Raw genomic sequence first — 11,498 nt, 5'->3', positions numbered from 1 at the left:
GGGCACAAGAAGAACGTAAACGACGCGGCCACCCAGACGGGCGACCTGCCACATTCGATACCCACATCGACAACGAATGGAACCCCAGCTTAGGCATAAGAAAAGGCGGCTTAAGGGACATTTCGTGTGGATAAACCGATACGGATTCCCGGGGCAGCCTGGGATAATGCGGTGATCTTGATTTTGGATCGGTTCCAACAGCCCGATCGATGAAATCAACACTGGATAGTCCTAGGTCTGTGATAGGGGGACTGCTGCTGCTGGTGCGGTTAGGTCAATTCCTATGGCGGCGTCCGCAGCAAAGCCCCTGTACATACACTGGAGCTAGCCAGGCATCAAGACTTCGGACGCGATGGGGAAAGCGGCATACGCGGCCTGGACGAAAGAAGAGCTCACACGACGCGGCCGCCCAGACGGGCGACCTGCCACATACGACACGCACATCGACAACGAATGGAACCCCAGCTTAGGCATAAGAAAAGGCTGGGCCGGACGCTCCTAAATCCACACGAAATGTCCCTTAAGCCAACCTGGTCACAGGAGTGGACTTACCCCCAGAAACAGAAAAGCCAGGCCCGAAGACCTGGCTACCTCTATTAAGTCACTAACTCGTATGTGTAAGAACACAATGGTACCCCGTACGGGATTTGAACCCGTGTTACCGGCGTGAGAGGCCGGCGTCCTAGGCCGCTAGACGAACGGGGCTTAGAACTGTGACGACGTACTGTAACGTGCAGTGCCACGTTACATCGCTATCACTGCTGGCCTACCAGGACTCGAACCTAGAATGACGGTACCAGAAACCGTTGTGTTGCCAATTACACCATAGGCCATTATTGCTATGAACTAGCTCGGGGCTTTAACCCCTCGCTGCTCGCTGCAACGGTTTATTACTATATCCAGCACTACCGATACACACAAATCGCCAGGTCAAGATATTTTTTCGGGGCGTTAGGAATGAACCCTAACGCCCCGAAATGACAGCCATGTGAGACTACTTAATGGATCTACTCAGCGCTCCACGGTGTGAGAGCACGCGCAGCCTTAAGGCGAGCCACCGTGGACTCCTTGCCCAGCAGCTCCATGGACTCAAACAGCGGCGGGGAGACCTGCTGACCTGAGATTGCTACACGCAGGGCGCCGTAAGCCTTGCGTGGTTTGAGGCCGAGGTCGTCGATAAGCGCGGCGGAGAGAACCTTCTCAATCTCCTCCGCCTTCCACTCCCCGAGCTCCTCCAGCTTGGCGATGGAAACCTCCAGCGGCTGCACTGCTTCTTCCTTGAGGTTCTTGCGTGCTGCCTTCTCATCCAGTTCCAGTTCGGCATCCGGCGTGGTGAGGAAGGACATGAGCCCATAGGCGTCAGACAGCGTCTTGATGCGGGTCTGCACCAGATCTGCAGCGAAAGCGAACTTCTCTTCCGGATAGTCGGCCGGGAAGTCGGTGTACTCAGTCAGGTAGTCGCGCAGGCGCTGCGCAAAGTCTGCCGGCTCCAGCAAGCGAATGTGATCCGCATTGATAGCCTCGAGCTTCTTCTGGTCGAAGCGAGCAGGGTTCCCCAACACGTCGTGGACGTCGAAGTTGGCGATGAGCTCGTCGACGGAGAAGATGTCCTGGTCCGCAGACAGGGACCAGCCCAACAGCGACAGGTAGTTGAGCATTCCCTCCGGGATGATGCCGTTGTCACGGTGATTGAACAGGTTGGACTGCGGGTCACGCTTGGACAGCTTCTTGTTCCCCTCACCCATCACGAAGGGCAGGTGGCCAAACTCAGGCGTCTTCTTGGCAATGCCGAGCTCCACGAGCGCCTCGTAGAGGGCGAGCTGGCGCGGCGTGGAAGACAGGAGGTCCTCTCCGCGCAAAACGTGGGTAACTCCCATAAGCGCATCGTCGACCGGGTTAACCAGGGTGTAGAGCGGCGCACCGTTCGAGCGCGCCACGACGTAGTCCGGCTGGGTCTCCGACTTGAAGGTCATCTCACCGCGCACCAGGTCGGTCCAGGACCAATCCTTGTCCGGCATGCGCAGGCGCCAGACCGGCTTGCGGCCCTCCGCCTCGAAAGCGTCGATCTGCTCCTGGGTGAGGTCGCGGTCGAAGTTGTCGTAGCCCAGCTGCGGGTCGCGGCCGGCTGCCTTGTGGCGCTCCTGCACCTCTTCGTTGGTGGAGTAGGCCGGATAGACGTAGCCGCCATCCTTCAGCTTCTGCAGGACGTCGGCGTAGATGTCCATGCGCTGCGACTGGCGGTAAGGCTCGTCCGGGCCGCCGACGTTGACTCCTTCATCCCAGCCGAGGCCAAGCCAGTTCAGGGAGTCGATGATGGCCTGGTAGGACTCCTCGGAGTCACGGGCAGCATCGGTGTCCTCGATGCGGAAGATCAGCGTACCGCCAGTGTGGCGGGCATAAGCCCAGTTGAACAGAGCCGTGCGGACCATGCCCACGTGGGGCGTGCCGGTGGGTGAAGGGCAAAAACGGACGCGGACGTCGGATGTTTTTTCAGTCATGCCCACCATCGTAGTTCAGCGCCGCATCGCCGCACCGCCCGCCCCACTTGGGGGTAGTTGAACTCCGTTTCCACTAAGGCTGAGCAGCACCTTTTCCTCACACTTAACGGTACTGGTTTCCATTACCTATAGTGAATTCTCGTTCAAGAACTGAAGAAAGGTCTCCCATCGTGGTTCGTACCCGCTACGCGGCTCTGCTTACGTGCGCCGCACTCCTCGCCTCTCCCGCCACCGCCGTTGCCGGCCCCGACGACGGCAAGCACGTGGCCACCCAAACGCACATCGACTCCCCCAAGGCGTTTTGGGAGGGTAATTCTCTCACCCTCAAGAGCCATTCCGCAGAAAGCAACCACGACCTTGCCGACACGGTCACCTGGGTGGGCAAAGGCTGGGACCAGAACGGAAGCAACCAATACCAGTTCACAGTCCCCGAGGACCCGGCACTTTCCTTCCTCGGAAAGGCTGGCACGACCTACTACATGGCACCTGCCCGCGTACAGGGCAGCCTGGACCCGGTATGGATGGGCTTCGGTGCGGACACCGAGCTGCCTGTCGATGACTTCCGCGACAACATCGCTTCTCTCGACCTCTTAAGCGTCGATGGCCCCGGCGAGGTAGAGATGTTTGGCTACTACCCCGGCCCCGGCGGCCTGCAGCGCTTCTTCGGAACCACCGAGGGTGCCCCGCATTCTGCCTGGCTGACGAGCGGCACGCACACCCACAACTACACCGTCTTCACCAAGCCTGGGCGCTACCAGCTGACCTACCGCACCACCGCGCGCGACAAGGACGGCAAGCTCATCGCTTCCGCACCGACCACCACCTCCATCCAGGTGGGCGGTCAGCGTCCGGCCGCCGATCCAACACCGTCACTCAAGGAGCGGTTCGACAAGGCCACCGCGGGAGATGCCAGCGCACAGGACTACCGGTTGACCATCGCTCCGAAAAAGTCCGGAGACAAGGATGGGGATGAGCGCCTCTCCTCCATCGACTTCACCGGCGGCAGCAACGGCACGCTCACGCTGCTGATCGACGGCTACTTCCTCACCGATCTGCCCGTGAAAGACGGTCAAGCACACTTCGATGAGTTCCTAGGCCCAGAGTCCTCCACGATCCAGGCTGTCTACACCCCGGAGGACGGCAGCCCGCGCTGGATCTCCGAGGAGCTCGCCTACTCAGAGAACGCCGAGCTTTCCACCACCTCGAAGAAGTCTGCGGAGTCCTGGGCAGAGACCACCAACCCCCGCCAGCTCTCCTCCGATCAAGAGGTTTCGGTATCTAACCCGGAGCTGTCCGCGCGGGCCATTCCGGAGGGCGAGGACGCAACACGCATCATCGTTGAGGCCGCCGATAAGAAGCTCGAAGGCTACGTCCATGGTGGCTTCTTCAGCAAGGGCAGTGAGCTTCCCGACGTGGAATTCGACGGGGTCATCACCCAAGGCCGCGCCGAATTCGTGGTCGGTGCAGACGCAAGCTTCAACGGCACTACCGTGCGCCTGGATATCCTTCCACACCCGAGCATCAAGCAAGATTCCGGCAACATCACGCTCACCGAAAACTTCTCCTTTGGGCAGAAGTACGAGGGCCGCGGCGCACTCGGCACAAACTCCAAGGCTCCCTCCACCAGCCCGGACAACAACACCAAGCCGGAGTCAGGAAAGTACACCGGTACGTGCGTTGACAAGGCGGTGCTCGACCATGGCCACGTCGATATCGCTGTCACTCGTGACGGCGATAAGTTCCGTACCCGGCTCAAGGATGAGACGGCCATCGTAGACAAGAAGACCGTCGAGCGCCCGCTTGATGACGTTGTCTTCGCCATCCACAACAACGCGCTGCGCCCCCGCCCGGAGGCGCTCAAGGGCAAAGACTTCGACTACCTGGGCGAGGATAAGTTCTTCCTGCTCCCCCAAACCCAAGAGCAGAGCATCATCTGGCCGGGTTATAACACCCAGGCGCTTGACTACCAGGACTACAAAGACGGCACGGTCACCCTCAACATCAAGCCCGTTGAGATGCCTGACGGCGCACAGGTGGGCCTGTTCACCACCGAAGGGTTGGGCAAGGGCTTTACTCCCTTGATCAACTCCGCCGAAGGTGACTACTCCATCGAGACCACCTTCGCCTCTCACACCCACACTAACTGGGCGTTTACGAAGCCGGGCATGTACAAGCTCGAGGTCAGCTACTCGGCCACCACTACAGATGGCAAGCAGATCACCTCTGAGCCCCAGACGCTCACCGTGGCCGCCGGCGACGCCGCGATCAAGGATTGCGTGAGCGCGAAGGGCGGAAACGAGGGCGGAAACAAGGGCGGAAACAAGGGCGAGGGCAACGACAAGCCCGGCAGCACCAAGCCGAACGACAACAAATCCAGCGGCGAGAAGAACATGAAATCTTCTATGCCCAAACTCGAGGGTTTGTGGGGCCTCGTGCTTCCCGTTGTCTTGGCCATCGTGTTCCAAGGTTTCCTCAACTTCTACAACAACCACCGCGGCCAGATTGAGTCTCGCCTCAACGGCTTGCTTCATCGCTAGAAAGGACACCGCGTGCACCGCACCACAGAACTGCACAGAGTCACTGCTGCCCTCTGCGCCATCGCCGTGGCGCTGGCAGTTGTCTTCACGGGCCATCCGGCCCCGGCCCGCGCCGATGGCGAGGTTTTCGACACCGGGCACGTTGACGCCTTCTATGTCTCCGCACCCGGCGGTGAGCTCACCTTGTCAATGAAGGAAGACATCACCGGTAGCGGTGTCGTCCGCCCGGGCAACGATGTCACCCTCAAAGTGGCCGAGGAGGCCTGGAGCGAGGCCACCGAGGGCATCGATGGAATTGGCGTACCGACGTATTACCTCCCCCAGACCCAGGACAGTTCGCTGCTCTGGCCGGGATGGGATACCCAGTCTGCACAATCGGCTGGCTACACCGACATCAACTTCGAGTTCGTTGAGGTCACCGGCCCCGGTGATATCTTCGTCTTCGAAACGGCAGGCTTCGGAGATATCCAGCCTCTCACCGACGCCGGCGCGCTGGACCTGGTGTCCGGGGATGTCATCAACCAGGCCTACCCGGCACACCGACACGTCAACTGGGCTTTTAGCGAGCCCGGTATCTACACCATGACGGTGCAGGCAGAATCCAACGGGGACACGAGTAACCAGGTCACCTATACCTGGGACGTCGGTGACGCAGAAGCCACGCCTCGGGAGGAAGAAACGGTTACGGACCACGGTGCTGAGAGCCCTGCTGAGCTCGACGACGCCGCCCTGGGCGGGGCCTCTTCCGACGAACCTGCTTCTTCTAACTCAGGCTCCCGCTCTGGGGGCGGAAGCTCCGGAGGCGCTACCCGCGGTGCGACGTCGGCTGCGGGAACTAAGAACGCGGAACGAAAGGCACAGGACAAGGAGCGAAACGACCGCTCAGAGCGCAAGGAAAGGAAGGAGCGCAAGCCTGCCCGCGCAGTCGACAAAACCACGCCAGCCGCGGAGAACGTGGACACGGTCGCTGCAGCAGGCTATTACGACAGCGGGCAAAACCTGCTGCCGTGGGGTATCGGAGTCTTGGGCCTCGGCATGCTCGTGCTTGGCCTGGCCCTAGCACGTCTCGCACTCATGAAGGGCCGCGACTAATGCCGCACGGAGTACGCACCCGGACGCCCCACATCGCGCTGCTCTCGGCGGTGCTTATTGGCGCGTCCACGCTCAGTGGTTGCGCGAGCACCGCCAGTGGGGACGATGCGAAGCTCAAGGTGGTGGCGACGACGCCGATTCTGGGGGACGTCGCCAAGCACGTGGCCGGGGACGACGCCGCGGTGACCACGTTGATTCCCGCGGGCAAGGACCCACACACCTTTGAGCCGAGCTTGCGCTCGGTGCGGGATGTCGCCAACGCGGATGTGCTGCTGGCCAATGGGTTTCTCCTCGAGCCGCAGAACCTGCTGAAGACGCTGCGGGAATCATCGGATGTTCCGGTCACCGAGGTAGCGGACCAAGCGTCCACGCGCGGGGCCCGTCTCGTGCCGCTGGTGGAAAACGTTGCCCTCGATGCCGTCTGGCTGGGGTTGCGTGTGCGCAATGCCCAGCCGGGTACAACGAGCGTAACCATGAGCCTGCTCGATGCCGAGGGGCCGGGCGATGTTGCGGCCTACGTCGTATCCACATTTGGCACGCCCGAAGCACTCTTCAACACGGCTGATGGTCTGGATGAACGCGACGATTCCACAACGCTGCCAGCCAACGCCCACACACACGTCTCGTGGGCTTTCACCAAGCCGGGCATATACCGTCTCACTTTTGGTGCAACGGATAGCTCACCGCAGGAATTCACGGTGGCCGTGGGCGTACAGCCACCTGATGGAATGACCGCCCTGGATGCGGGCCACGTAGATATCACCGCGGACCTGTCCACGGGCGAGCTCGACTTAGAGGATCAAGGCGAAGGTTTCGACCCGCGCACCACGGCGTTGAGCATTCCCAACTCCACCCTGCAGCAGATACCACCGGACCCGGCCTACCGCTTCCTGGGGCGCCCGGGTGACGAGACCTACCTGCTGCCTCAGGCAGTCCTGGGCAAGCACATCCACGGCGAGGTTGACCCGCACCTGTGGCACAACGCGGCCAACGGCATCAGCTATGCCGAGGTCATCGCCGAACAACTGGCCTTGGCGGATCCTTCCCACGGCGCGGAGTATCGGGAGCGCGCTCAGATCTACATCGAGCAGTTGCACGACGCGGACGCGGAGGTGCGGCGGCTCATCGAAGACATCCCGGAGCGCAACCGGCACTTGGTCACACCTCATCACGGCTATGCCTACCTAGAACAAGGTTATGGTCTTGACATTGCGGGATTCGTCACTCCCAACCCGGCCATCGAGCCGTCACCGCGGGACGTCATCGCCCTGCGCCGGACGCTGGAGAATCTCCAACTTCCCGCGGTCTTCGTCGAACCTACCCAACAGGCCAGCGCCGATGTCATCCGTGAGGCTGCCGAATCCCTAGGGATCGCGGTGTGCCCCATCTACGGCGACACTCTCGATGACACCGTCCCCACGTATCTCGACCTCCTGCGATTCAACGCACACTCACTCAACCGCTGCTTAGGCAGCACCACGAAGGAAACTCATGTCTAATCGCACCATCCACACACTAGGCACGTCCCTGGCGGCAACGCTGACCGCTGCGGCGCTGGCTTTCGCCCCGGTGACTGCTTCGGCCGGTGATCTGGCCCAGGTTGTGAGCGCCGATGAAGAGGTAGCCGCACCTGGGACAGAGGCCACCATCGACCACGGTCACGTGGACCTCGGGCTGCTGCTTGTCGACGGGCAGGCCCAGTTCCTCGCCCGCGACGATTCGGCAGCCACGCCGGTATGGCGTGATCCTGCTGACGTGGTCTTCGACGTCGGCGACAATGCCCAACTCACCCTTCCGGAGGACAAAGCCTTTTCCTTTGTCGGCGCCGAGCCCGGATCGCAGGTGTGGGTCGTTCCCCAAACAGAGCAAGCCGACGTGCCGTGGCTGGGCTGGAATACCCAGGCGCCCTCGCTAACGGACAACGTTGACCGCGGCCTCACCATGGAGTTCTTAGGCCACCAGGGGCCGGGCGAGTTCTCCCTCTTCCTGCAGAATGGCGGCTTCGAAGAACCGCAGCTGCTGTGGTCCACCGCGACTGGGGCCACGGACGGTTTCTGGGTGGACCTGGGCACGCATACGCACGCTAACTGGGTATTTAGCGAGCCCGGCATCCACCAGGTTCGGGTGCGCATGAGCGGGCAAGGCGCGGGCGAGAGCGCCGGGAGCGATGTCGCTGCCGAGGCCACGTTAACCTTTGCTGTCGGTACAGGCACCGACGTCGCGCAGGCACACGCCGCGCAGTGGGATCCGAGCGCTGAGTCCTCTGATGCCTCGGCGGGCGCCGCGGTGCCGGTGTGGGTCTGGGCACTCGCCGGTGCGGGCCTACTCGTCCTCGTCGGGGCTGTGTTCGCAGTGCTACGCGCGAAAGGCGGGCGCCGTGGCTAATCCCTTCATCTCAATCAACGACCTGGCAGTGTCGCTTTCTGGCCGCCAGGTCATCGACGGCGCATGTTTCGACGTCGACCCCGGCGAGTTTATTGGGCTTCTCGGACCGAACGGGGCCGGTAAGACCACGCTGATGCGCGCCGTTCTGGGGCTGGTCCCCTTCACCGGCACCATCGACGTCACCACCTCGTTGGGATACGTCCCGCAGCGCCACGACGTGGAGTGGGACTTCCCCATCAGCGTGGCCAAGGCGGTGCTCAGCGGGCGCACGGGAATGGTGGGCTGGTTCCGGCGGCCGGGCCGGGCTGACAAGGAGGCTGCCCGCCGCGCCATCGAGTTGACCAACTTAGAAGAGTTCGCACAGCGCCCCATCGCGCAGCTGTCCGGCGGCCAACGCCAGCGCGTCCTCATCGCCCGCGCTCTGGCCTGCGAGCCTGAGGTGCTGCTTCTCGACGAGCCCTTTACCGGCCTCGACGCTCCCAACACCGAGGAGCTACTCACTCTTTTCCAGAAACTCACCGACCAGGGAAGCAGCGTGGTCATGTCCACGCACAACCTCTCCGAGGCCGCGCATTCGTGTTCGCGCCTCGTGCTCTTTAACCGGGGGATCGTCGCGGACGGACCCGCGGAGGCCCTGCGCCTGACCCCGCAGCCGTGGAGCGAGACCTTCGGGGTATCGGCCTCCTCACCGCTGCTCTCTGCGATTGGGGTGGCGGCATGATCGACATTTCGCTTGTTGAGTTCTTCCAGGACCTCGCCAACCCGCACCTGGACTTTTTGGCCCGCGCGGTCGGCATCTCCATCCTCGCTGCAATCGTGTGCGGGGTGGTGGGGTGCTACGTCGTGCTGCGCGGCATGGCCTTTATCGGCGATGCTGTCTCCCACGCGGTGTTCCCGGGTCTGGCTATCGCTTTCGTGCTCCAGGGCTCGGTGCTGCTCGGCGGCGCCGTGGCGGGCTGCACCGTCGCCGTGCTCATCGCGTGTTTCTCCCAGCGGCGCACGGTCCGCGAGGACTCCGTCATCGGTATCTTCTTCGCCGCATCCTTTGCGCTTGGCATGGTCATTATCTCCCGGGTGGAGGGCTATACGGCCTCGCTCACGAGCTTCCTCTTCGGATCGCTGACGGGTGTCTCCCGTGCAGATCTCTACACGGCGTTCACCGTCACGGTGCTCATCGTTGGGGCCGTGGTCTTGCTCGGCCCCCAGCTCACCGCTACATGCCTGGACAAAGAGACCGCCCGCGCGATGGGACTGCCCGTCTTTGCTCTGGACATCGTGCTCTACCTCTGCGTGACCGGCGCGGTGGTCATCTCTGTGGGCACCATCGGCAACGTCCTCGTGCTCGCCCTACTCATTACCCCGGCGGCCACGGCGCGGCTTCTCTGTGACTCGCTGGGGTCGATGATGATCGCTTCCGCGGCCATCGGTTCGCTCGGCAGCTTCTTCGGCATCTATCTGGCGTGGGCCATCGATCTTCCCGCTGGGGCGACCATTGTGCTGCTGCTTACTGCTTGCTTCCTCGCGGCGTGGGCGCTGTCCCCTCTTCTGCATTCTCGTCGTGCCACGGCGTCCTCCCCGCACCCATCTGAATCAAAGGAGTCCCTGTCCGCATGAATATCCGTCCCCTAACCTTGACCGCTGCCGCCGCTATCGCCCTGAGCTCGCCGACGATGATTGCTTCTGCAGCGCCCGCTGTTGCCGCGGAGCGCGCAGGCGAGTCCTCCTGCGATGCCAGCTCCCTGCATGCCTTTAGCCGCGGACACCAAGACCTCGCGCTGGTGGGAAATTCTGGCGATATCTCCTTCATCGCCCGCGACGATGAGTCCGGCAAGGACTACGATTCCGGCGAGTTCTACGTGGAGGTCGGCAGCAATGCCGCCTTCGATGAGTCAGCCGGAGGCGATATCCCGTCGAGTGGTTGGCAGATCCCCCAAACCCAAGACCCGGCAATCCCCTGGCTTGGTTTCAACACCAGCTACCTCGAGCCGGCAACGGCCGAGGGCGCTACCCTGTCGCTAACGTTGCACAGCGCACCGGAAGGCGGACGTATGGTGGGATTCCAAAACTCCCTGGGTGCAGCGCCCACCGTCCTCTTTGATTCGGAAGACCCAGACATCACCTGGAACTACCCCGATCACTTCCACAGCCACACCGGGATCATTTTCACCGAGCCAGGCGCCTATGCCGCAACCTTCACGTTTACGCTCAACGACGGCTCGGAGCATTCCATCGACGTTCCATTCCTCGTAGGTGAAGCGGAGCCCGACGAGGTGTGTCAACTGGATTGGGGTGCCAGTGCCGGCGCTGGGCAGGGCTCTGGTTCTGGCAGCGCGAAGAACCGCCCGCAGCAGTTGGCCAAGGAGATCAACGACACCTCTAAGTCCATCGCTCAGTTAGACAAGACGATGGATAAAACCTTCAAGGAGGCCGAGGCCGTCCTCAACGGCGCGCAGCCCTCCACGTCCAGAGACGCCAAAGACTCGAAGCAGTCTGAGCGCTCCGCGCGAAGCACCGAAAAGAAGCCGGCTGCAGATGCTTCTGAAAGAAGCCAACGTCCTGAGACGCAGGGCCAGCGCGCCCCACAGAACGGATCATCCCACACTGTGGAACAACAGAGAGATTCCACACATCGGAACACCTCGAACGGGCGCTCTGCTACTCGCGCGAAAGAGTCCGGGAGTACCGCGGCGCCCAAGAAGGAACGAAGCACCAAGCATACCGCCGCGGCGCAGCGCCCCGCCCCAAGCACGGAGGAACAGCAGGCTGGAACCGCAAACATCCAGGCTATGAGCTATGGCGCACCGATGGCCGGCTTCTGGGCGGGCTTCCTTGCGGGCATGGGTTCCCTTGCGCTTCTCCTCGGTATCGGGCTGTTCATCGCTGTGCAGTTCTTCCGCCCGCGCAACCGCGACTAGTCCCCTAGGGGCGGTCACCCCGCATAAGGAGTGGATCTGGTTTCGGTAAGAAGGAAAGAAGGAACTAGAGT

8 protein-coding genes, 2 tRNA genes and 1 pseudogene are annotated in these 11,498 nt (G+C 62.2%); 8 read left to right on the top strand and 3 right to left on the bottom strand.

All coding sequences use genetic code 11. The features are described from left to right. Window positions 1–306: 306 nt before the first annotated feature. Window positions 307–502 (top strand): annotated as a pseudogene (locus HMPREF2932_RS13455) (IS256 family transposase); the annotation flags it as partial. A gap of 127 nt (window positions 503–629) precedes the next feature. Here HMPREF2932_RS13455 and HMPREF2932_RS09705 read toward each other — a convergent pair. The 3 genes from HMPREF2932_RS09705 to gltX form a co-directional block, all read right to left on the bottom strand. Further along, window positions 630–705: transfer RNA gene (locus HMPREF2932_RS09705), tRNA-Glu, on the bottom strand. A gap of 56 nt (window positions 706–761) precedes the next feature. After that, a tRNA-Gln gene (locus tag HMPREF2932_RS09700) sits at window positions 762–833 on the bottom strand. A 174-nt stretch (window positions 834–1,007) separates the two neighbouring features. Then, a complete protein-coding gene (gene gltX / locus HMPREF2932_RS09695; RefSeq protein ID WP_071410070.1) occupies window positions 1,008–2,507 on the bottom strand; it encodes a glutamate--tRNA ligase in 1,500 nt (499 codons plus the stop codon). A gap of 161 nt (window positions 2,508–2,668) precedes the next feature. On the opposite strand from gltX, the gene HMPREF2932_RS09690 reads away from it, so the two are divergent. From HMPREF2932_RS09690 to HMPREF2932_RS09660, 7 genes are read left to right on the top strand one after another with little or no spacing between them, the layout of a single operon-like run. Then, window positions 2,669–5,035, top strand: coding sequence for a choice-of-anchor M domain-containing protein (locus HMPREF2932_RS09690; RefSeq protein ID WP_071410069.1), 2,367 nt, complete (start codon window positions 2,669–2,671; stop codon window positions 5,033–5,035). Between the two features lie 12 nt (window positions 5,036–5,047). Continuing rightward, window positions 5,048–6,127: a choice-of-anchor M domain-containing protein gene (locus tag HMPREF2932_RS09685; protein WP_071410068.1), complete on the top strand. Its 1,080-nt coding sequence runs from the start codon at window positions 5,048–5,050 to the stop codon at window positions 6,125–6,127. Next, entirely contained in the window at window positions 6,127–7,626 is a 1,500-nt protein-coding gene (locus HMPREF2932_RS09680) for an anchored repeat ABC transporter, substrate-binding protein (protein WP_071410067.1), read from the top strand. The genes HMPREF2932_RS09685 and HMPREF2932_RS09680 overlap by 1 nt, the downstream gene beginning before the upstream one ends. Beyond that, window positions 7,619–8,512, top strand: coding sequence for a choice-of-anchor M domain-containing protein (locus HMPREF2932_RS09675; RefSeq protein WP_049156516.1), 894 nt, complete (start codon window positions 7,619–7,621; stop codon window positions 8,510–8,512). The genes HMPREF2932_RS09680 and HMPREF2932_RS09675 overlap by 8 nt, the downstream gene beginning before the upstream one ends. Beyond that, window positions 8,505–9,233 carry an anchored repeat-type ABC transporter ATP-binding subunit gene (locus HMPREF2932_RS09670; RefSeq protein ID WP_049156514.1) on the top strand — a complete coding sequence of 243 codons (729 nt, stop codon included), beginning with the start codon at window positions 8,505–8,507 and terminating at the stop codon, window positions 9,231–9,233. Before HMPREF2932_RS09675 ends, HMPREF2932_RS09670 begins: the two co-directional genes overlap by 8 nt. After that, a complete protein-coding gene (locus tag HMPREF2932_RS09665; RefSeq protein ID WP_049156511.1) occupies window positions 9,230–10,126 on the top strand; it encodes an anchored repeat-type ABC transporter permease subunit in 897 nt (298 codons plus the stop codon). Before HMPREF2932_RS09670 ends, HMPREF2932_RS09665 begins: the two co-directional genes overlap by 4 nt. Then, window positions 10,123–11,427, top strand: a complete 1,305-nt coding sequence (locus HMPREF2932_RS09660; RefSeq protein WP_071410066.1) for a choice-of-anchor M domain-containing protein — start codon at window positions 10,123–10,125, stop codon at window positions 11,425–11,427. Before HMPREF2932_RS09665 ends, HMPREF2932_RS09660 begins: the two co-directional genes overlap by 4 nt. The last annotated feature ends 71 nt before the right edge of the window (window positions 11,428–11,498 follow it).

This window comes from Corynebacterium sp. HMSC074H12, assembly GCF_001813755.1.
In the GTDB taxonomy this organism is placed as follows: domain Bacteria; phylum Actinomycetota; class Actinomycetes; order Mycobacteriales; family Mycobacteriaceae; genus Corynebacterium; species Corynebacterium hiratae.
This window is presented reverse-complemented; position numbering and strand designations above follow the sequence as displayed.